Below are 21,171 nucleotides of genomic sequence, written 5' to 3' on the forward strand. Positions count from 1 at the left end.
ACTCAGTCTGAACAGTGTCACCCCGACCGGCCACATCAACAATATTATCTACTGGTGCGCTGGCATCTTCAATATACGAGGTCTGACATTTGGACACGGACTCTTGCTTAGTACGTTCAATTCTTCGCTGCCTTTTGCGCCAGCGAAACGCGGTTGCCGGCTTCGCGCCAGACCCGGCATTCAAGGTCCCGCTGTCGTTACCGCAAATGATTGTCAGTCCAAGAGCGTGACGTTTTCAATGCCCCAGTACGCTCTGATGTCGCAGATTTTTCCTGATGCATCAAAGGTCATAACATCGATGATGTCGATGGAGATGTTGCGGCCGTCAATTTCAGCCCAAAACTTGAATGCCATCGCCGCCTGATTCTCCAGCGAGAAACGAATCGGAGAAATCAGTTCAGCCCTTTGTGGAGTAAAAGGAACATCGATCAATCGCGAGAGAACTTCCGAAACGCTCTCTTGCGTATTGCTGCCAGCCAATGGATCTGATCCGACCGGGTCTGCTAAAGTCAGACCCTCAGCCATGTACTTCGCGGCAAACTCCGGGTCCGCTTTGCCAATATTGGCGACGTATGCTTCCATGACTTTACGCATGTGCTCTTCAGTAGGGGAACTTGGCGACCGGTTCGGTGAGGTACCTGCGTCAAGATGCCGTAACAGTGCGCTGAAGCTGAAGTTAGTAGCCATGGCTTTCAATCCTTTCCAGTAAATTATCTAGAGCTCTATTGTATCGAACTCTAGATAAAATGGCGTACTGGTGCCGTCTCGTGATTGGTGACACTGGAGCTGGCTGTCAACAGGGATACTTAGGCATCAGCTGACCTGAGTACGCCCTAATGCATCAAGCTCCCGACGCAGCATTTCGGAGTGATCATCTGTCAACTTGCAAGCTGCATTCACCTGATCAGGGACCGCTTCAATTGCATCTCGAAGAAGCTCGCTCTCGCCTGTTAATACAACAAGTACCTTTCGTTCATCCTGTGGATCCCGTGACCGAGAAATTCTTCCTGCTTGTTCCATGCGTTTCAGCAGAGGTGTGATCGAACCGGTATCCATACCCAGCCTCGCACCCAGCGCGCCGACTGAACAGGGCGCGTTCTCAAAAAGTTCGATAAGGACGAGAAATTGAGGGAACGTCAGGTTCATTGGGGCGAGAAATGGCGTGTGCGCCTTTACCATCCGGCTCGCTGCGCCGTAAAGAGCAAATGTTACTTGTTTGTCTAACCGGCGCCGTGACGAACTTTTTGCAACCATGCAAACGCTCCAAATGAATGTGAATCGTGCAAGGTATATCGGTGTCGAAATTTTTACAACACCATGTCCAAATTGGCGCAATTCATGGAAGCACTTGGGGCAGACTTTCTTGTTCGCTCACGCTTGGCGCCGGTGGTAGGATGCTGCTTTCGTTCAGAAGTCCAGAGGAAGCAATGACCATATTCGCCATGTCCGTCTTCGATGCAACCGTGATCTACGACGGCAAGGAACTGTTCAAGGGGCAGGGCGCCGCCACTGGCTGGGCCGAGAAGCTTGCCAAGGAAATCGAGAGCCGCGTCACCGTCGAAAAGATCGGCACCGGTTGGGCGCTGGTGGGACGGGTCGACGGCGTCGATTGTCGTTGGGGCATCATGGGGCAGCGCCTCAAGCGGCTGGACTAATCGCCATGCGCAGTTCGAACGGCGGTCTCGTCTACTCCACGGAAACGGGCCGCATGTGCCCGACTTGTCGCCAGCCTGTGGCGCAGTGCACGTGCAAGACAGCTGCAAGTGCTGCGCCGGTCGGCGACGGCAATGTGCGCGTGTCGTTGCAGAGCAAGGGGCGGGGTGGCAAGAGTGTCACGCTCGTCAAGGGTGTGGCGCTCGATCCGATGGCCCTGGCTGTGCTCGGCAAGCAGTTACGTACGGCCTGCGGCGCCGGCGGGACCGTCAAGGACGGTGTGATCGAAGTGCAGGGTGACCATTGCGACACCATTCTGCAGGCACTCGCCAAACTCGGACATCGGGCGAAGCGGGCCGGCGGTTGACGCCGGCCCAGGTACATCAGTAGTCGCGTGCAGCGCGTGTGGCCAGCGCGACCACGGCAATGCCTGCCGTGACGATCAGCGCATCTTCAATCAGGCCGCTGCGGGTCTGGCCGATCTTGGCCATCGCCTGCTTGCGGGCGGCCAGCGTGGCATAGGCCAACGGCACGGCAGTCGCGACCGCAACCGCTGCGCCTGCCTTTTCACGACCTTCTGGCGCGAGCGCCGCACCGGCGATGCCGGCGCTGGCAATGCGTGCCAGCAGGCCGAGGAACACGGTGCGGTCCGGCGCCGACTTCATCTTGTCGCCATACAGTTCGCCGGCGCCCATGGCCAGTGCGCCGTACTTGAACAGCGGGCGGTCCAGCAGGAGCAGATTACCCGACGTGTTACGGCCGGCAAGGCGTGCGGCGGCAAGGGTGGCCATCGGGGTCATCGAGCGGGCGCTGGCGACGGCGCCAATCAGGGCGGAAGAAAGCAGGCTGGTAGATTTCATGGTAATTCCTAGGCAAGTTGTGTTGTTCGATACGTTGTTCAACCGAATGCAAGATTGATTCAGTTGCCTTATTTTTAACACAAAATCGGAAATCAGCCTGTTCTGTAAGGACGCTAGATCACGCGCCGTGGGGCCGCCGTGGCCAGGTGGCCGCTGTTGGGCGTGCCGGTGCGCTCGATCAGCATGATCTGCGCTTCGTGGGGCGCGCGGGGCCGGTGCCGCATGCCTTGCGGTACGACGTACAGCTGGCCCGGCCCCAGCGTCACGGTCGTGCCGTCGTCGAGATCGATCTCGAGACTGCCGGCCAGCACAAGGAAAAAATCGTCCGAATCGTCGTGCACATGCCAGTGGTAGTCGCCACGCAATTTGGCGACCATGACGTCGTGGCCATTGAACAGGCTGACCGTGCGCGGTTGCCAGGCTTCGCTGAAAGTGGCCAGTTTGCCGGCCAAGTCGATTGCAGCGTTCATGCGTTCTCCTTGAGTGAAAAAGTGAAAACGTCATGGTGCGCCTTTGGGTGGCCAGGGGTCTTGTACAATTGTTGCATGCACCCCCCACCCGCCCGGCCAGTGAACGACACCACCTTTTCGGCGCTGGCGGGCGGCGTCACGCTGATGCAGGCAAGCTTCACGGATCACGCGTTCGAGCGCCACAGCCACGATGGATTCGCGATCGGCGTGACGACCGCCGGGGTGCAGCGGTTTCGCTGCAAGGGCGCGCAGTACGACAGCCAGGTGGGCGATCTGGTCCTGTTCAATCCGGATGAAGACCATGATGGCAGCGCCGGCACGGCCGACGGGTTCCGCTATGCGATCTGGTATGTGCCGGATGCGTTCGTGGCAAGCTGCATCGCGCCCGAGGGCGAGCGCGCCGATGGCCGGTATTTCACCCGGCCATGCGTGACCGATCACCGGATGGCGGCGACGTTTGCGCGGCTGTCCAGCAATTTGCTGGCAACGCCAGCCGAGTCGTTGCGGGCGGAAACGCTGCTGCGTGCGTTCCTTGGCACGATGCTGGCGCGCCATGGCGAGCGACCTGGGGCGCCGGTTGTCCGGGCGGGCACATTCGCCGCCGATGCGCGCATGGCGCAAGTCAGGGACTATATCCGCATGTACTTCCAGCGCGATATCACGGTGGCCGACCTGGCCGCCGTGGCCGGCATGTCGCGCACGCATCTCACGCGTGCGTTCAGCGCGGCGTACCACACGCCGCCGCACGTGTACCTCAATTCGGTGCGCGTCGCCCATGCCTGCACGCTGATCCGGGGCGGGATGCCGCTCGCGGCGGTGGCGCCGGAATGCGGCTTTGCCGATCAGAGCCACCTGACCCGGCGCTTCAAGGGCTGTGTCGGCGTCACCCCGTCAGGCTGGCGGGACAGGCTGCGGCGCTAGCGCGCCGGCTGTGTTATCCGCTGCGTCGACCGCCGCAGGCCGGATCGTCAGCGTCTGCGCAAAGTGCGCGATCAGCGCCGTTACCTTGGGCGCGTGCTGGCGGCTGCGCTGCCACACCAGATACAGCGGCAGGCCGGACGTGGCCAGCTCGGGAAGGATTTTCACCAGGCTGCCGTCGCGCAGCTGCTGCTCGACGAGCCAGGTTGCCAGTTGCGCGATCCCCAGTCCCATCTCCACGGCCGTGACCTCGGCCTCGGCCTGTCCCAATATGATGCGCCCGTTCACGTGCTGGCGCGCCAGTGGCAGGTCGCCATCCTTGATCAGCCACGGACTCGTGCTGCCGTCGGCGCGGCCGTACAGAATCGCGTCGTGGCCCAGTAACGCTTCCAGCGTCGCCGGCGCGCCATGCCGCGCCACGTAGGCGGGCGAGGCGCAGAAGACGAGCTCTTCGTCACCCAGGTGCTGGTAGCACAGCGCCGCCGGCCATGTGTCCGAGCCGCCGATGCGCACCACCACGTCCAGGCCATCCTCGACCGGATCGACGAAGCGGTCGGTGAACGACACGTGCGGCTGCACCTGTGGATACTGCTCGGCAAACGCCAGCAGCGACCGCACGGCGTGCATGCGCCCGAAGGTGGCCGGCATGTCCACGCGCAGCCGGCCCGACGGGGCGATATGGTCATGCGCCAGCAGCCGCTCGGCCGCTTCGAGTTCATCCAGCACGCGTACGCAGACCTTGTAGAAGACATTGCCGGCATCTGTCATCTCGAGCTTGCGCGTGGTGCGGTCGAACAGCGGCCGTTTCAATCGCCCTTCAAGCCGGGCGATGGCCTTGCCGACCGCGGAGTTGGTCAGATTCAGCCGGTCGGCGGCCGCCGTAAAACTGCCGGCATCGGCCACGGCAACGAAGGTTTCAAGGCCTTTGAGGCGTTCTGCGGGTGTCATTGGCTATCTCCTAGAAATTTATTCCACATAATGCAGGAATTCTTATCCAACATGCGAATTTTTATCTCTTATATGATGACAGTCAGATAATTACAGGAGTTTTCCGCAATGCCCAATCCATCTACAACCACCGTCGATACGATGGCGGACAAGCCCCAGGCAACTGGCGGCACACTCTCCATCACGATTCTGGCTATTGCCGCGTTTGTCATCGTCACCACCGAATTCCTGATCGTCGGCTTGCTGCCGGCACTGGCGCGTGACCTGTCCATCACGGTTGCCACGGCGGGCCAACTGGTGACGCTGTTCGCCGTGGTCGTCATGGTGTGCGGCCCGTTTCTGACGGCGTGGCTGGCTAATGTCGACCGCAAGAAGCTGTTCGTCGCCGTGCTGGTGCTGTTCGCAGCAACCAATGCACTGGCCGCCGTCGCGCAGAACATCTGGGTGCTGGCGCTGGCGCGCCTGCTGCCGGCGCTGGCACTGCCCGTGTTCTGGGGCACCGCGAGCGACACCGCGGCCCAGATCGCCGGCCCAGAAAAAGCCGGTCGCGCCGTGTCGACCGTGTATCTCGGCATTTCGGCCGCGATGCTGTTTGGTATTCCGCTCGGCACGCTGGCGGCAGACGCCATCGGCTGGCGCGGCGCGTTCGGCCTGCTGGCCGCGCTGTCGCTGCTGGTGGCCGTGCTGATGTTCTTCAGCATGCCAACGGTGCGTGCGTCGCAACCGGTTGCCATGCGCGAACAGGCCAAGATTCTGAAAAGCCCGTTCTTCATGGCCAACGTGGCGCTGTCGATCCTGGTGTTTACCGCCATGTTCACGGGTTACACGTATCTGGCCGAGATGTTGGAGAAATCGGCCGGCGTGGCGCCGGCGCAGGTGGGTTGGTGGCTGATGGGCTTTGGCGCAGTGGGCCTGATCGGTAACTGGCTGGGTGGCCTCTGGGTCGACCAGAAACCGCTGGCCACCACTGCCATCTTCAGCCTCGTGCTTGCAGCCGGCATGGCCGCGTCGATGCTGTTCGCCGGCCTGAGCATCGGGTTCGCGATTGCGCTTGGCGTGTGGGGCATCGCCAATACTGCGCTGTATCCGATTTGCCAGATCCGCGTAATGAAGGCGGCAACCGGCGCCCAGGCGCTGGCCGGCACCATCAATGTATCGGCGGCCAACGGCGGCATCGCGCTGGGCGCCGTGATCGGTGGCCTTGCGGTGGCCAACTGGGGCGCGGGCAATGTCGGTTATGTGGCTGCGGGCATCGCCGTGCTGGCTGCGCTGGCGACCAGCCTGGTGGCACGCATGAATCCACCAACCAAGGCATAACATCATGGCACTCGCACCCATTGGCCCGTTGCCGGCCGAACTGGCAAGCCACGCCGGCTACCAGCGTATCTTCAAGCCGGGCAAGCTGACCTTCGGCTTCATCATGCCACTCGAAGGCTATCCAAATTCGCCGTTTCCGACGCTGGCCAATCACCAGACGATGGCGCGCATGGCCGACGAGGCCGGTTTCTCGACCCTGTGGCTGCGCGACGTGCCGTTTTACGATCCCAACTTCGGCGATACCGGCCAGGTGCTCGATCCGATGGTCTACATGGGCTTTCTGGCAGCGCACACGAGCCGCATCGCGCTGGGCACCGCTGGCATCGTGGCGACGCTGCGCGAGCCGTTGATCGTTGCCAAGCAGGCCGTGTCGGTCGACCAGTTGCTGGGCGGGCGCCTGGTGCTGGGTTTGTCGACCGGTGACCGGCCTGTCGAGTATCCGGCGTTTGGCCTGGATTTCGACAACCGCGGCGAGCGTTTTCGCGAAGCGTTCGGCCTGATCAAGACCGTGACCGAACAGGACTTTCCGCATGCGCGCACGGCGCACTACGGCAATCTCGACGGGGGCATCGACCTGGTGCCCAAGCCGGCGGCGCCGCGGCTGCCGATGATCGTTGTCGGCCGCGCACGCCAGGACATGGCGTGGATTGCCCGGCACAGCGATGGCTGGATCTGGCATCTGAGCGACTTTACCCGCCTGCCGCAACTGATCGAGGCATGGCGCGCCAGCCACGAGCCGGGGCAGTGGGTGCGCCCGTACGGCTACGGCACGATGTTCGACCTGGCCGAAGACCCGGATGAGCCGATGCGCTTCGTGCGCAATGGCATTCGTAGCGGCCGCCATGCATTGGTCGAGCTGTTTTACCATCAGCAGGAACAAGGCGTGAGCCATGTGGCGCTGAACCTGAAGCCGCTGCGCCGACCGGCGCAGGATGCGCTGGCCGAACTGGCGGAGCACGTGCTGCCACTGTTTAACGCTGACTGATTTTTTACCATTGTCTTTTAACGCACGATCAAGAAAAAGGAATGTCATGACCATTGATTTCGACCGTAGCGACAACCTGCAGCGCCCACCGATGGGCCAGACCCGCGATCCGATTACGCATCCGCTGATCGTCACGGCGACCTTCGTCAGCCGTGTCGACAGCACGCCGCGCAGCGAACGGCCGCAAGATGCCGGCTCGGCCAAAAGCAAGCACGGCAACGAGGTGCATCTGCCGAACTGGCGTCCCGGCGCGCTGGCGCTGGAAGGCAATGAAAACCTGGCGTTCGAGCACTGGGACGAATACTGGCGCAAGGTCCACGGCCCGAAATTCGCGTGGGATGAGCCGGGCAGTTCGTCCGAGCGCGTGCTGCGCTATGACCAGGTGCACCGTATTGCATCGGGCCCGTCGTCCTTCTTCCCGCCACCGTACCGCGCGATGATCGGTGACGACGGCAAGCTGCCGGCCGAGCCAGAAAAATGCGTGCCGCCATACGGGCGTCCGCGCTGGGATGGCCTGGCCTACATCACGTATGCCGAGCAGGACGATATCGAGCGCGTGCTGGGTCAGGAGAAATTTGCCGAGCGGATTATCGCTGACGAGCAGGTGGCGTTTCGCATGGTCACGCGTGAAATCACGCGCGAATACATCCTGATCCCGAGCGCGCGTCACCGTGATCCGATCAGCCTGGTCAAGATCCACATGCGCAACCCGGACCTGTCGCGCGAAGAATTCCAGCGCCGCCTGCTGGACGAGCACGCGCCGCTGGTCATGGGCCAGTCGGCGACGACCGAGTTCGTGAAGCGCTACGCTGTGCTGCTCAATATCGGCTCGACCCAGAAAGACCCGGAAGGCAGCAAGATCGATGCCGTCTCGATCCTGTCGTTTGCGTCACTGAACGATGTCGAGGATTACCTGGTCAGCAATGACCACGAAGCGATCGCGCAATCCGAAGCGGCGCTGACCGGCGAAGGCTCGGAGTGGTGGACGGCGATTAACTACAGCGTCATGAATCGCCTGATGCCGGAAGTGGCCACCGAGCGCTGACCGGCTACGGTAGAATCACGCCAACGCCGGTCGCGCCGACCGGCGGTAACGTGATACGGGGATTTGCCATGGCCAAGAAGGAAGAAGAACTCGATGAAGAAACGCTGGCGTTCGTCAACTGGTGTATCGAGGTCGAGGGGTTTTTAGTCGCGGGCGGCGCGACCGTACGGCAGGCGCAAGACCATATCGAAGAAGAAATCGAATGGTTCACCGACCAGTTCTACGATTCGCTCACGCCTGAAGAGGCGGCCAAGGAAGCACTGGCGTAACGACAGTATTGTCAATGAAAACAGGCCTGCACCGCGTGACCGCGGTGCAGGCCTGTTTGCTTGTGCGCGTGGCTATCTAGACGCAGGCGCCCGTGCTGCGGCGACGCAGCGCGGCGGCGCCCGCCAGGCCGGCGCCGAACAGCAGGATGCTGGCCGGTTCCGGCACATCGACGGGCACGTCCGGTCCGATGATATTGCTGATGCCGGACTGTTCGATCACGGCGATGTCATTGGTGGTACTGAGGAACAAGGTATCAGCTGTCAGGAACGACAGCGCCGAACTGCCGACGCCAATTGCTTCGAAACGAATGCTCGCCAGCAGGCCGCTGCCCGAGGCGCCCGGGCCAGGGCCAAACAGGGAGCCGTAGATGAACGAGATCAGTCCCGGCTCGTTGCCGACTGCGTCGACGCCGCTGGTGGTGGTACCTGCCGTGGCCAGGAAGCCGCCTTCGGTCACATCCAGTGCGCGCAGGTAGCGCGCGTCGTAGACAAGCGAAAACTGGTAGCCCGCCAGATCGGCGATATCGGCAATTTCGACGTTATAGGTCACTGTCGTGCCAACCTGCGCGGCAGGGCCGGTATTGATGCTCAGGATGGGCGCAGCCCAGGCTTGCGTGCTGGCGCCAAGCAGGACTGCGGCGATGAAGTGTTTCCATGTGCTCATTGTGTATCCCTTTTGTTGAATGGTTGACGCTGGCCGGATGACGTCACCCGGCCAGCCGGTCGAATCAGGCGCAGACCGTACCTGCCGGCACGCGCTGCGTTACGGCGTTCAAGTCGCGCAGGTTGACCACGCCATCGCCGTTCACGTCGGCGCGCGCGTCAAAACCAGCCTGGCCGGTGCGCTTGTTCATCGCTGCGCGCACCACTGCCACGTCGGCGCAGTCGACCACGCCGTCACCGGTCACGTCACCCACGACCGGCGCGTTCGCCAGTGTGAAATTGGCGTCCGAGACGTCGAAGAACACATTGCCCACGGCCTCGATCTTGATGCGGCCCTGCGTGGTCGCCAGTGCCGGGAACGTGACGTTGGCACTGCCCGTGTTCGGCACGCTTGCCGCCAGCAGGTGTGGCCAGGTCGCGCCGCCGTCGGTCGACAGCGTGATCTTCACGTTTGCAGTGCTCACTGGCGCCACGTTGGTGTTGGCCACGCTCCAGGTCACGGTCTGCGGGCCGGCGTTGATGGTGGCCGCCGTGTTGGGCGACGTGACCAGGAACGGACCGGCCGCAGGCGCCAGCACCAGCGTCGTGGTGGCGCTGTTGACGCCGCCACGGCCGTCACGCGCCGTCAGCTTGAAGTTCAGCGACGCCGGCGCCGCGTTGGCCCCGAAGCCCACGTAGGCAGCCGTTGGCAGGAACTCCGAGAAGCAGTCGATCTGCGCAGCCGTCAGTGGTGTGCTGGCCGCCGGGCAGGCGCCGGTCGCGGCATTGGTGTTGTTGGCCAGGATTTGCGCCATGTCCGGGAACACGCGGGTCGGATCGGTGGTCACCTGGTTCTGGCCTGGCGATGAGTACTCGAGCGTACCGGCGCTGGTCACGATGGCACGCGTGCCGAACTGGCGGAACAACGGGCCGTTGAGCTTGACGTTGTCGATCAGCGAGGTACCGGCGCTGCTGCCCCGGTCGTTCTGCTCCCACATATACGTCACGGTATCGTCGTCGCCATCGACGGCGCTGCCGGTCAGGGCGAATGGCGTGCGCACCGGGATCGTGAAGCTCGGTGGCACGGTGACGCTCGGCGCCGAATTGGTCGTACCCGCGACGCTGCCGCCGCGGGTGGTCGGGCCGCCGCGTGCGACTTCACCAATGAAGCCGGCGCCACCGCCGGTGACATTGCTCACCATCAGCGAAGGCACGTTGGTGCCGGCGAGCGTGCCGTTGAACGTCACGGTGAAGGCCGTGTCGGACAGCCCGGTGACCGACACGGTGGCGCCGGCTGGCCAGCCAGCAATACCTTCGATGGCCGCCTTGACGGCCGTAGCGGTGTAGTTGGGGCCGCGCACGATCGGGGCCGACAGGTTGCCGTTATAGCTCAGCTGGAACTGCTGGCCGTCGGTCGCAAAGCCGGTCAGGGCGCCTACCTGCACTTCGTTGAGATTGATCTCGGCGCTTGAGGTATAGGCCACGATCTCGTCGAAGCTGCGCTGCGACCAGTATGGATCGCTGTGTGGCTGCAGGTTGTCGACGCCGCAGATGCCGGCGTACGCCATGATCGACGAGCCACTGCCCGGCTCGACCGAGGTGGTGGCGCTGCGGTTGCCGCCACTGCAGCTGCCTACCGTGCCATTGAAGGTATGGTTGCCCGAGAACTGGTGACCCAGTTCGTGCGCGACGTAATCGACGGCGAAGAAGTCGCCGACGGGGGTCGGGATGCCGGTGCAGCCCTGGGCCTTGGCGTTGCCGCCCACGACACCCAGGCTGGCGACGCCGCCGCCATTCAAGCCGAGGGCGATGTGGCCCACGTCGAAGTTACTGGCGCCCGCCAGCAGGCCGGTGACGATACGGTTGCGGGACAGGGTGCTGCCCGTGCAGCCGGATGCCTGGGCCGGCGTGTAGCAGGCCGCGCCGCCGCAGGGGCCATCCGTGCCGGTCATCTGGGCCGCCGTATTCAGGTTGAGCGCATCGGTGGCGTCGATCAGCACCAGGCTGATCGAGGTTTCGTCTTCGTAGACCTGCGTCACGCGGTTGATCAGCGTGACCTTGGCGGCGGTGACGTTGGCAGGACCGAAGTAGGTGGCATAGCTCGGGTCGGTCACCAGCGCCAGGCGGTAGGTGCGCAGGGCGCTGCCGACGACGGCATTGGCCGCCATGCCGGCATCGACCACGCGGTAGGGCGCGCTGGTGCTGTTGCGGCCGTCGGAGGCGGTGATGTCGAACGCGCCCTGGCGCGCTGCGGCAGCCGGCAGCGTCACGCTGATCGCGCCGTTTTTGTCGGCGGTAGCTGTGGCATTGTGCAGCGCCACGCCGTCGCCATCGGCCGCGATGTTCAGGCTGACGCTGGCGCCCGGGGCAAAGCCGGCGCCGGTGACCACGACGCTGTCGCCTTCCTGGTAGAACGAGCGCGACAGGCTCAGCTGCGGCTCGATCGAGCCCTCGATCAGGGGGCCGCGTGGATTGATCAGGTCGGCGCGCGTGTAGCTGGCGTAGACGCTGGTGTCATTGCGGTAGTACGGATCGACATACCAGCCGCCGTCCGGCGAGCGCACCGATGCGTGCAGGCCAAGCTGCGTGATGTCCATGCGCAGCGTGGCGCGTGGATCGTCGACGCCCTTGCCGCGATAGGTCTTGATGTCGGGGTGTTTGGCAGCCAGACCTGGCTCCATGACCGGCGATTCTTCGAGCGTGAAGCGCTGGTAGCCGCCGTCCGGGTGCGGCAGCGAGATGGTCAGGCCGCTCGCCGACAGGTCACCGCTGCGCGCCATCGGCGCTTCGCGGGCAACGCCCCGGATACCGGCCAGATCGAGGCTGGCAGCGCGCACGCGGCGCAGTTGCAGGGCCGGGGTTTTGGCGCTGGAAGTGCGCGCGGTCGTTGATGCCGCCGGCACCGTCAAGTCCTGCCAGAATGCGGCTGCGCGCTGATTCTGTACCTGCACAGGACCGACTTGCGCCGCCAGCACGGATGGTGTACCAGCAACGAGGGCCAGCGCAACGCAGAGCGCGAGCGAGCCTTTTTTCAGGGGGGCGGTGTGCAGCTGGCTTTGCTTGCCGTGGTACGGCGAGCTCGAAGGCTTCGTTCTCATGCGTAGTCCTTTCGCGACTGGTGGGCGTGGGTCGTTGTGGTAAGCGTTGATGCGTCTTCCGTAGCTTCCTCGTGGTGCCAGCGATGCGTTGCACATCGAATTTCGCGATGAAAATAATGCAATGCGGGCGCATTGATATTATTGCTGCATTGATATTGAACGCAAGTAAATACTTTCTTGTTGTAATCCTGTTGAAATAATTGGTTTGGCCAATTGCGGTGCTGGCTTGCGGTCTTTTATCGTGCTAAATATGCACGCTTATGTCCGCTGCATACTTGTTGATAAATAAAGCTTGAGACGAAAAAAGGCGCATTCAACGTTATCTGTTGATGAAGCCGATTGCGATGCTTAGCAATTGTTCTGCAGAACTAACCCGCCTGCCGTCCAATGCCCAACGCCAACCCAGATAATTGGGCAGATAGCGTGACGCAACGCCACGAAAGCCCAACAGCCAGTTCTTGAAGCGCTGGTGATAGGCATTCACGTTCTGTACGTGGATGGCGCGACTGCCCGAATGCCGGACCCTGACGCCAGCGCGCAGGTTGACGGCCTCGTGCGCAATCCGGTGCTTGCGTGCAAAGGCGCGATAGGCGGCATGGCTGTCGCTGACCAGCAGCGCCTGCGGATCGAGCCTGGGCAGCAGATCGCGCTCGAGTTGGGCCGCGGTCAGTGCGCCGCGGCCGGTAACGGCATCGACCGTGCCTCCGCTGCGGTCGCGCGCCACCAGGATGCAATCGAGCTGCGTTGAAATGCCACGCTTGGTGGCGTGGCCGCCGCGCCGGCGTGGCGGGCGATCGAGCGTGCGCGATCCTTTTTGTGATTCGAGCAGGAACGTTTCGTCAGCCTCGACGATGCCATTCAGGGATGCAGGCCGGTCGAACTTGACCCAATCAAGGAAGCGGTGGCGCCACCGGAATGCGGTATTGCGGTGCACGCCAACCCGATCTGCGCCCTTTCGCACCGATAGTGAATCGAGCAGCACCTGAGAATACGTAATCCACTTGGCCTTGAGCCTGAGCCTTGCCAGCGGTGTGCCGCTCAGGTCGTTGAATGTGCGCCCGCAAGCGCAGCAGCGAAAGCGCTGCAGGTCGTTGGCGAAGCCGTGCCGGTGGCAGCGCCCGTTGCCACAGCTGGGACAGCAGCGGCCAGGCGCTCTGGCCTGAGCAATCAGCGCCACGACCTGGGCGAGGCCGGCCGCAGGATGCAAGGCGTCGAGCACTTGCCGGCGCTGCGGCTGATTCAGCGATGGCAGCCTGGCAAACCAGCTCTTGAAACCTGGCGCTTTCATGACCGACTCCTGGCATTGGGAACAGGAGTTGGACCACCGGGCTGCTCATCAGTTCAAAGCTCGCCTCTATTTAACGTTGACTGCGCCCGAAAAAATGCCCCGTGAGTGACACGGGGCATGCATGGGTACTGCGCTGGTCCGGTTACTTGTCCTGGACCGTGAATTCGCCATACGGCGCCAGCTGCGCATCGAGCTTGGAAGGGTCGCCGACGATCACGATCGACTGGTTCTCGGGCGCAAAATATTTCTGCGCCACCGTGCGCACCTGCTGCGGCGTGACCTTGCGCATCAGCGGCACGTAGTCGCCCAGGAACTCGGGCGGCAAGCCCACCAGCCAGTTGGCGGCCAGCGTGTTGGCCACCGAACGCTGCAACTGGTTATTCAGCAGGTAGCCGCCGGCGACATAGCGCTTGTTCATGTCCATCTCGGCCGTCGTGACCAGCTCGCTGCCCAGGCGCTTGTACTCCTTGAAGTATTCGGCCAGCGCCGCGCCCGTCACTTCATTGCGCACGTCGGCGCCGCCAACCATCATGCCGCCTGCGCGGCTCATGCGCGCACCGGCCGAGGCCCCATAGGTGTAGCCTTTTTCTTCGCGCAGATTGGTGTTGATCCGGCTCGAGAAGCCCCCGCCGATGATGGTGCTGGTCAGGCGCAACGGGATCTGGTCGGCGGCGCTGGCCGCGATGCCAGGGCTGCCCACGCGCAGCGTCGACTGCACGCTGCCATCGCGCTTGAGCAGGATGCGCGCCGGCTTCACGTTCGTGGCGACGGCAGGCGTGTCCGGCAAGGCCGCGCCGCTGGCCTTCCAGTCGCCAAATGCGGCTTGCGCCAGCTTCAGCGCTTCCGCTTCGGTGATGCGCCCCGTGATGACCAGCAGCGCGCGGTCCGGACGGAAGCGCTTCGCGTGCTCGGTGCGCAGCAGTGCTGCGCTCACGGCATTGATCGACTCGGCGGTCGGATCGGTGCGGCTGTACGGATGGTCGAGGTAGACCGCTTTCTTGATCGCGCGCTCGGCGCGGAAACCCGGCTGGGTTTCGGCCACGCGCAGCGCCTGCAGCGCATTGGCTTTCGCCAGCGCTACTTCGTTCTCGGGGAACGATGGCTGGCGCGCGATCTCGGCCATCAGCTCCAGCATGCCGCCCGCCTGCGAGGCGACGGCGTTGGCCGACAGGATGATGCCGTCCGAAGCCGGGCTGGCGGCCACTTCACCGCCCATGCCTTGCGCCGCTTCGGCGATGGCGCGCGAATCGCGCCTGGTCGTGCCTTCGTTGAGCATCCCGGCGAGCATCGCCGCAAAGCCGCCCTGGGCCGGCGCGTCGGCTGCAAAGCCGGCGCCGCGCAGTGCCAGCACGAAGTCCACGCGGGGCAAGCCCTGGCGCGGCACGACCCAGACGGTCAAGCCGTTGGCCAGCGTCTGCTTGCCGATCTTCGGTGCGGGAATCGATTTTTCCTGGCCATACGCAGGCATGCCGTTTGGCGTTTTGGTTTGTGCATGCAGCGTCGGCGCGAACGCCAGCGAGACGGCAAGCGCGAGCATCAATTTGTTCATGATGCGCTCCTTATTTGTTCGCGCCGGCAGGCGCAGTGGTGGTGGTGGCAGACGTGGCGGCGGTCTTGGCGGCCTCGATCATCGCGGCCGGTTTGCGGTCGATGACGGTGCGGTTGGTCGGCACCAGATAGGTCTTGACGACGCGCTGGATGTCGCTCGAGGTCACGCCGTCGATCCAGCCCGGAATCTTGTTGACGACATTGGCGTCGCCCCACAGCACCTGCAGCTTGGCCATCGTGTCGGCACGGTTGACGAAGCTTTCCAGCTTGTTGTTCCAGTCGGCAAGCATGCGCGTCTTGACCCGCTTGAGCGTGGCATCGTCGACACCGTCCCTGGCCACCTTGGCGATCTCTTCATCCATGGCCTTGAGGATGGCGTCCGCGCTGCTGTCGGGCTTGTACAGCGCATGCACGGTCATCAAGGTAGGGCCGTTGTATTCCCACGGGCTGGTCAGGCCAAACAGGATGTCGACATTCAGTGCGATTTCGCGGCCCTTGACCAGGCCCTGATAGAACAGCGACGCATCGCCGCCGCCCAGCAGTTCGGCCAGCACGGCGACCGGCGCCTGGTCGCGGCTGCCGCGCTCCGGCACCTTCCAGGCTGCCGCGATTGCCGGCACCTGGGCCAGTGCGTCGCTTTGCTGCAGGCGTTTTTCGGCCGTGTTGAGGGGCTCGCTGAAATCCGTGCCCTTCGGTACCGGCCGCGCAGGAATGGCGCCGAAGTATTTCTGCGCCAGCGCAAAGCCCTGCTGCGGCGTGATGTCGCCGGCGATGGCCAGCACCGCGTTGTTCGGGCCGTAGTAGTCGCGGTGGAACGCGCGCACGTCGTCCAGGCTGGCGTTTTCCAGGTCTTCGAAGCTGCCGTAGCCGTCGTGGTTGTTTTCCCATTTCTGGAACGCATGCTGGCTGATGTCGATCCACATGAAGCCGCCATATGGCTGGTTCTTCACATTGACGCGGATTTCTTCCTTGACGACGTCCTGCTGGTTCTTCAGCGTGGTGGCGCTGAAGTCGAGCGTCTTCATGCGGTCCGCTTCCAGCCACAGGATCGGCTCGAGTGCCGAGCTTGGCACGGTCTCGATGTAGTTGGTGAAGTCAGGACGGGTCGAGCCATTGTTCCAGCCGCCGCCGCCCGTGATCGTCGTATCAAAGATGCCCTTCGGCGCATTCGGCGTGCCCTGGAACATCAGGTGTTCGAACAGGTGCGCGAAGCCCGTGCGGTTCTTCGGCTCGAGGCGCATGCCGACGTGGTAGACGACCGAGACGCCGACGGTGGGCGAGGTGCGGTCTTCCGACACGATCACGGTCAGGCCGTTGTCGAGTTTCTTCATGGTGACCGGCAAGGTCCACCCATCAGCCGGTGCGGCAAATGCCGACATCGACAGGGTGAACCCGGCCAGCAGGGCGGGGTAGTGGCGCATGCGCATGGGGACCTCGAAATGGATCGCAATGAAATGGGTATGACCGGGACGCGGTGCGCCACCGGCGAAACATCTTAGCGCAATGGCATGCTTAAAAAGAATGTTTTTCTTGCGCTGGCGCAGGACGATGCGGGGTCATGCGTGCTGCATCGATCCCTGGCAGTTCTGCCCCAATCCGCCACCGTCACGCAGCTCGGGCGCCGTTTTTTGCAGTTCATCGCATGCATTGCGGCGGCGCTTGACTTTCGGGCTATAGTTTCATCATGACAAGTCCCGGCATTGGCCCGGGCCGCAACACACTGGAGACCCTCGATGAATCACCTTTTCAAGCTCGGCGCCGTGGCGGCGTTGTTGGGCGCCTCGGCCGGCCTCGTGCGCGCCGCGCCGGACACGGCCAGCGAGACGCGGCCCGTCGATGCGCAAGTCGTGCGCGTGACGCTCGAAGGGGTCGGGGATCTGGTCATCCGCCAGGGCGCGACGGCCACGCTGGTGCTGACGGGCGACGCGCGCCTGCTGTCGCGCACGACCACCACGCAGCGCGGCGACACGCTCAATATCGAGACCGAAGGCCGCCGCGGGGGCTTCAACTTCGGCCGTTCGTCGGGCATCCAGGCCGAACTCGTGCTGCCGAACCTGCGCGCCGTATCGTCCGAAAGTATCGGCGCCACCACGGTCAGCGGCTTTGCCGGCCAGTCGCTGGACATCAATCTCGATGGCGCCGGGTCAATGTCGGTATCATCATCGAATTATCGTTTTATTACCGCCAATCTGGGCGGCGTGGGCAACCTCAAGATCAACGGCATCGACAGCGAGGGCATCGACCTGAACCTGGGCGGTGCCGGCTTCGTGACCCTGACCGGCCGCAGCAAGCGCCTGAAGGCGGAACTGGGCGGCCTGGGCGGGCTCGATGCGCAGGGCTGCAGCGTCGACTCGGTGGCGCTCGATCTGTCGGGACTGGGTAATGCCACCGTCAATGTGCGCCAGAGCATCAACGTGTCGCTGTCGGGCATGGGATCGGTGACGGTACTGGGCAAGCCGGTCAATCGCAAGGTGGCGCTCGACGGGCTGGGCAAGGTCAACTGGAAATGACGGACACGCGACAACCACGCTGGCCGGGGACACCCCGGCGGCATCGGCAACGACCTGGATTCTGTGTGCGAACCATGAAGACACCATTCTTTGCAGTTCTCCTGGCGCTGTGCCTGCAGTTCGGTCTGCAGGGCAGCGCCCAGGCCGGTTTCCCCGAAGGCGCCAGTGCCTACAATGCCCGCAACTATGCGCTCGCGTTGAAGGAAGTCACGCCGCTGGCCAAGGCCGGGCATGCCGAAGCGCAGCATCTGCTGGGGCTCATGTACTACATGGGGCGGGGCGTGCCGCGCGACTACAAGCAGGCATTTGCCTGGCACCAGAAGGCCGCGCTGCAGGGCAAGGCCGATGCGCAGTACGTCGTCGGCGCCATGTATTACACGGGCAATTCGGTGCCGCAAGACCAGAAGCACGCCGTGACCTGGTTCCGCAGGGCGGCCGAGCAGGGGCACGCCGAGGCGCAGAACGCCCTCGGGCTGATGTACCGCTACCACGTGGCCGGGGTGCCGCAGGATGTCGTGCTTGCCTACATGCTGTATAACCTGGCCGCGGCCGGCGGCAACCGCAACGCCGTCGACCAGCGCGCCGCCATCGCCAAGCGCATGACGCAGGAGCAGATCGAAGAAGCGCAGGCACTGTCGCGCACCTGGAAGCCGGGCACGCCGCTGCCGGCGACGTCGAAGACGGGCGGCGACGCGTAACGCGCCAGTGTGGCCGGCGCAATCGCCTGGCAATCGTCCCGTTATGCGGGCTGGCGAACCGAGCCCGGGGGAAGGGCGGGCCATGATGGTGCGAACACACTGTCAAGGAGTCCCCGATGGCCAAGGTAACACTGACGATGACGACGCACGTGCCGGTCTCCACCGGCGAGGCCTGGGCCTGGTCGACGTCGCTCGAAGGCGTGCGCACTGAAATGCGCCCGCTGCTCAAGGTCGTCTTTCCCAAGGCAATGACGCATATCGGTCCCGATACAGCGCTCAACACGGTCCTGGGCCGTTGCCAGTTTTTGCTGTTCGGTCTGTTTCCGATCGACATGTCCAAGCTGCGCTTTACCGAGATGGAGCCGGGCCATCGCTTCGTGGAAGAATCCGATCTGTTGTCGATGCGATCGTGGCGCCATGAACGTGTGATCACGCCCTCGGCCGATGGTCGGGGCGCCCAGGTCACCGACCACCTGGCGTTCACGCCACGCCTGGCGACGCCCGTCGTGCGCTACCTCGTCAAGCTGTTCTTCGCGCACCGCCACAAGAAGCTGGCGCAGGCGCTGGGTGTCCGTGAGGCTACCGTCGCGGGCCGTGGCGCAGCCGGCCGGGCGCGCTGAGATCGGCTGAAATGCGTGCTTGCATGGTAGGCTTCGGCTTTGACTCATTCGCGCGCCCGAAACAATCGTGGCGTAGCGGCAATTTGGAGCTTGTATGTTGATTGCCACTCACGGCGGCAAATTCCACGCAGACGATGCGTGGGCCGTCGCCGTCCTGAAGGTGCTGTTCCCCGATGCCGACGTGATTCGCACCCGCGAGCAGGCCCGGATCGATGCCGCCGACTTCGCGATCGACGTTGGCGGGGTCTGGGACCCGGCCACCGGCCGGTTCGATCACCACCAGAAAGAATTCAACGCCACCCGGCCGTCCGGCGTGCCGTATGCCAGTGCCGGCCTCGTCTGGCGCGACCACGGCGCGCGCTGCGTCGCGGCGTTGGCGCTGCGGCACACGGGCGAGACTTTGTCCGACGATACCGCCCAGCAGATCGCGTACGCGATCGACGTCGATATCGTGCAATACCTCGATCTGTCGGACGTCGGCGTGGCCAAGAACGCGCCGGGCAGCTATGGCCTGTCGGCCGTGGTCTCGGGCTTCAATCCGGGCTGGCTCGACGAGCAGCGCCTGGGCTACGGCGAAGCGGTCGATGTGTATCGCATGGGCCAGTTCATGCGCGCCGTGGAGTTCCTTACCGACATCATGGGCAATGCCGTGCGCTACCGCGTGGGCGCCATGCTGGCTGTCACGCAAGTGCGCCAGGCCGAGGTGCTCGAGGGCGGCAAGCTGCTGTTCCTGAAGAACGCCGCGCTGCCGTGGAGCAGCATCGTGCGCAAGGAAATGCCGAAGATCCTGTTCGTCATCAGCCATAGTCTGACCGAGAACCGCTACATCCTGCACACGGTGTCGGTCGACACGGAAAGCTTCGATGCACGCGCCGACCTGCCTGAAACCTGGGCCGGCCTGCGCGAAGCGGACCTGGCGGCCGTGACGGGCGTGCCGGACGCCGTGTTCTGCCACACGGGCCGCTTCATTGCCGCCGCGCGCAGCTACGATGGCATCCGGACCATGGCGCGCCAGGCACTCGATGCGGTCGAGCAGGGCGTGACGGTCACGACGTATTCGTAGCCTGCGGGCGCGTTCATTGGCACCGTCACGGGCGGCGCGCACGATCGCCGGGGTCGTCGGCAAGCCGCCGCCGACTCCCGTACAATTGCGGTTTTGCTAATGCGGGAGCTTTCCATGCGCGCCATCGAGATTACCAAGCCGGGGGAACCCGACGTCTTGCAACTGTGTGAACGGCCATTGCCGGTCCTGAAAACCGGCGAAGTCCTGATCAAGGTCCATGCTGCCGGCATCAACCGTCCCGACGTGTTCCAGCGTCTGGGCAAGTACCCGGTGCCACCAGGCGCCTCCGACCTGCCAGGCCTTGAAGTGGCCGGCGAAATCGTCGACGGCGACCTCAGCGACAGCGGTTTTTCCAAAGGCGACCTCGTCTGCGCTCTGGTGCAGGGCGGCGGTTACGCCGAATACTGCGCCGCGCCACTCGAGCAATGCCTGCCGGTGCCAGAAGGGCTGACCCCGCTGGAAGCGGCCACCTTGCCGGAAACCTATTTCACGGTCTGGAGCAATGTCTTTGACCGTGCCCGCCTGAGCGAAGGCGAGAGCCTGCTGGTGCAGGGCGGCAGCTCGGGTATCGGCGTGACCGCCACCCAGGTCGCCAGCGCACTGGGTCACCGCGTGTTCATCACCGCCGGCAGCGAAGACAAGTGCCGCGCCGTCGAAGCGCTGGGCGCCGAGCGGGGCATCAACTACCGCGATGAAGATTTTGTCGCCGTGGTCAAGGAACTCACGGACGGTCGTGGTGTCGATGTGATTCTGGATATGGTCGCCGGCGACTACGTAGCACGCGAGATCGAGTGCCTGGCCGACGATGGTCGCCTGGTCGTCATCGCGCTGCTGGGCGGGCCGCAGGCCAACCTGGACATGAACCACGTGCTGCGCCGCCGCCTGACCATCACCGGTTCGACGCTGCGTCCCCGGTCAGTCGAATTCAAGGCGGCCATTGCACGCCAGTTGCGTGAGCAGGTCTGGCCGCTGTTTGCGCAGAAGAAGATCAAGCCGGTGATTCATCATGTGTTCCCGCTCGAAGAAGCCGCGGCAGCCCACACGATGATGGAATCGAGCGCCCATGTGGGCAAGATCGTGCTGCAAGTGCTGGCCGACTGATCATAAAAACAACAGGCGCGCCGGCGGGACCCACAAGCCCTGCGCGGTGCATCCACGGGCGGTAGCAAGCAGATTGGCACTCCCAGCCATCGTTTGACCGCCACAATATCGACCGCTAGAATAGCGGGTTATTTGACA

At 63.7% G+C, this 21,171-nt stretch carries 22 protein-coding genes; 12 read left to right on the plus strand and 10 right to left on the minus strand.

Features of this window, described 5'->3' with window-relative positions; genetic code table 11:
- Positions 1 to 213: 213 nt before the first annotated feature.
- Both HD842_RS22000 and HD842_RS22005 read right to left on the minus strand, forming a co-directional pair.
- Positions 214 to 687, minus strand: coding sequence for a steroid delta-isomerase (locus HD842_RS22000; protein ID WP_183557596.1), 474 nt, complete (start codon positions 685 to 687; stop codon positions 214 to 216).
- A gap of 126 nt (positions 688 to 813) precedes the next feature.
- On the minus strand, positions 814 to 1,254 hold the full coding sequence (locus HD842_RS22005; protein WP_183557599.1) for a MarR family winged helix-turn-helix transcriptional regulator: 441 nt from the start codon (positions 1,252 to 1,254) through the stop codon (positions 814 to 816).
- A gap of 173 nt (positions 1,255 to 1,427) precedes the next feature.
- On the opposite strand from HD842_RS22005, the gene HD842_RS22010 reads away from it, so the two are divergent.
- Both HD842_RS22010 and HD842_RS22015 read left to right on the plus strand, forming a co-directional pair.
- Positions 1,428 to 1,655: a hypothetical protein gene (locus tag HD842_RS22010; protein WP_183557602.1), complete on the plus strand. Its 228-nt coding sequence runs from the start codon at positions 1,428 to 1,430 to the stop codon at positions 1,653 to 1,655.
- A 5-nt stretch (positions 1,656 to 1,660) separates the two neighbouring features.
- A complete protein-coding gene (locus tag HD842_RS22015; RefSeq protein WP_183557605.1) occupies positions 1,661 to 2,020 on the plus strand; it encodes a translation initiation factor Sui1 in 360 nt (119 codons plus the stop codon).
- Between the two features lie 16 nt (positions 2,021 to 2,036).
- On the opposite strand, the gene HD842_RS22020 is transcribed toward HD842_RS22015, so the two are convergent.
- Both HD842_RS22020 and HD842_RS22025 read right to left on the minus strand, forming a co-directional pair.
- On the minus strand, positions 2,037 to 2,513 hold the full coding sequence (locus HD842_RS22020; RefSeq protein ID WP_183557608.1) for a hypothetical protein: 477 nt from the start codon (positions 2,511 to 2,513) through the stop codon (positions 2,037 to 2,039).
- A 113-nt stretch (positions 2,514 to 2,626) separates the two neighbouring features.
- Positions 2,627 to 2,983, minus strand: coding sequence for a cupin domain-containing protein (locus HD842_RS22025; protein WP_183557611.1), 357 nt, complete (start codon positions 2,981 to 2,983; stop codon positions 2,627 to 2,629).
- Positions 2,984 to 3,082: 99 nt separating this feature from the next.
- Between HD842_RS22025 and HD842_RS22030 the strand changes: the two genes are divergently transcribed.
- The gene (locus tag HD842_RS22030; protein WP_370660873.1) at positions 3,083 to 3,904 is read left to right on the plus strand and encodes an AraC family transcriptional regulator; all 822 of its coding nucleotides are present in this window, start codon (positions 3,083 to 3,085) and stop codon (positions 3,902 to 3,904) included.
- On the opposite strand, the gene HD842_RS22035 is transcribed toward HD842_RS22030, so the two are convergent.
- On the minus strand, positions 3,875 to 4,849 hold the full coding sequence (locus HD842_RS22035) for a LysR family transcriptional regulator (RefSeq protein ID WP_183557617.1): 975 nt from the start codon (positions 4,847 to 4,849) through the stop codon (positions 3,875 to 3,877). The two genes, HD842_RS22030 and HD842_RS22035, sit on opposite strands and share 30 nt — an antisense overlap.
- Positions 4,850 to 4,990: 141 nt before the next feature.
- On the opposite strand from HD842_RS22035, the gene HD842_RS22040 reads away from it, so the two are divergent.
- From HD842_RS22040 to HD842_RS22055, 4 genes are all read left to right on the plus strand, one after another.
- Positions 4,991 to 6,166 (plus strand): MFS transporter, encoded by a 1,176-nt coding sequence (locus HD842_RS22040; protein ID WP_221290818.1) that lies wholly within the window; start codon positions 4,991 to 4,993, stop codon positions 6,164 to 6,166.
- Between the two features lie 4 nt (positions 6,167 to 6,170).
- Positions 6,171 to 7,151 (plus strand): LLM class oxidoreductase, encoded by a 981-nt coding sequence (locus HD842_RS22045; RefSeq protein ID WP_183557623.1) that lies wholly within the window; start codon positions 6,171 to 6,173, stop codon positions 7,149 to 7,151.
- A 46-nt stretch (positions 7,152 to 7,197) separates the two neighbouring features.
- Positions 7,198 to 8,196, plus strand: a complete 999-nt coding sequence (locus HD842_RS22050) for an EthD domain-containing protein (protein ID WP_183557626.1) — start codon at positions 7,198 to 7,200, stop codon at positions 8,194 to 8,196.
- Positions 8,197 to 8,264: 68 nt separating this feature from the next.
- Positions 8,265 to 8,465, plus strand: a complete 201-nt coding sequence (locus HD842_RS22055; protein WP_183557631.1) for a hypothetical protein — start codon at positions 8,265 to 8,267, stop codon at positions 8,463 to 8,465.
- 76 nt (positions 8,466 to 8,541) lie between these two features.
- On the opposite strand, the gene HD842_RS22060 is transcribed toward HD842_RS22055, so the two are convergent.
- The 5 genes from HD842_RS22060 to HD842_RS22080 form a co-directional block, all read right to left on the minus strand.
- Positions 8,542 to 9,129, minus strand: coding sequence for a cohesin domain-containing protein (locus HD842_RS22060; protein WP_183557634.1), 588 nt, complete (start codon positions 9,127 to 9,129; stop codon positions 8,542 to 8,544).
- Positions 9,130 to 9,193: 64 nt separating this feature from the next.
- Positions 9,194 to 12,205, minus strand: coding sequence for a M12 family metallo-peptidase (locus tag HD842_RS22065; protein WP_183557637.1), 3,012 nt, complete (start codon positions 12,203 to 12,205; stop codon positions 9,194 to 9,196).
- Positions 12,206 to 12,524: 319 nt separating this feature from the next.
- Complete coding sequence (locus tag HD842_RS22070) at positions 12,525 to 13,493, minus strand: IS1595 family transposase (protein ID WP_183557640.1); 969 nt, start codon at positions 13,491 to 13,493, stop codon at positions 12,525 to 12,527.
- A gap of 142 nt (positions 13,494 to 13,635) precedes the next feature.
- A complete protein-coding gene (locus HD842_RS22075; RefSeq protein WP_183557643.1) occupies positions 13,636 to 15,042 on the minus strand; it encodes a M16 family metallopeptidase in 1,407 nt (468 codons plus the stop codon).
- Between the two features lie 10 nt (positions 15,043 to 15,052).
- On the minus strand, positions 15,053 to 16,468 hold the full coding sequence (locus tag HD842_RS22080) for a M16 family metallopeptidase (RefSeq protein ID WP_183557646.1): 1,416 nt from the start codon (positions 16,466 to 16,468) through the stop codon (positions 15,053 to 15,055).
- Positions 16,469 to 16,774: 306 nt separating this feature from the next.
- Here HD842_RS22080 and HD842_RS22085 point away from each other — a divergent pair, with 306 nt between their 5' ends.
- The 5 genes from HD842_RS22085 to HD842_RS22105 all read left to right on the plus strand — a co-directional run bounded on the left by HD842_RS22085 (position 16,775) and on the right by HD842_RS22105 (position 21,033).
- Positions 16,775 to 17,551, plus strand: a complete 777-nt coding sequence (locus tag HD842_RS22085) for a GIN domain-containing protein (protein WP_183557649.1) — start codon at positions 16,775 to 16,777, stop codon at positions 17,549 to 17,551.
- Between the two features lie 74 nt (positions 17,552 to 17,625).
- A complete protein-coding gene (locus tag HD842_RS22090) occupies positions 17,626 to 18,249 on the plus strand; it encodes a tetratricopeptide repeat protein (protein ID WP_183557651.1) in 624 nt (207 codons plus the stop codon).
- A 116-nt stretch (positions 18,250 to 18,365) separates the two neighbouring features.
- Positions 18,366 to 18,869 carry a hypothetical protein gene (locus tag HD842_RS22095; RefSeq protein ID WP_183557654.1) on the plus strand — a complete coding sequence of 168 codons (504 nt, stop codon included), beginning with the start codon at positions 18,366 to 18,368 and terminating at the stop codon, positions 18,867 to 18,869.
- Positions 18,870 to 18,963: 94 nt separating this feature from the next.
- Entirely contained in the window at positions 18,964 to 19,932 is a 969-nt protein-coding gene (locus tag HD842_RS22100; protein ID WP_183557657.1) for an MYG1 family protein, read from the plus strand.
- A gap of 114 nt (positions 19,933 to 20,046) precedes the next feature.
- Complete coding sequence (locus tag HD842_RS22105) at positions 20,047 to 21,033, plus strand: NAD(P)H-quinone oxidoreductase (protein ID WP_183557660.1); 987 nt, start codon at positions 20,047 to 20,049, stop codon at positions 21,031 to 21,033.
- Positions 21,034 to 21,171: the final 138 nt, after the last annotated feature.

Origin of the sequence: Massilia aurea (assembly GCF_014200505.1) — a bacterium.
In the GTDB taxonomy this organism is placed as follows: domain Bacteria; phylum Pseudomonadota; class Gammaproteobacteria; order Burkholderiales; family Burkholderiaceae_D; genus Telluria; species Telluria aurea_B.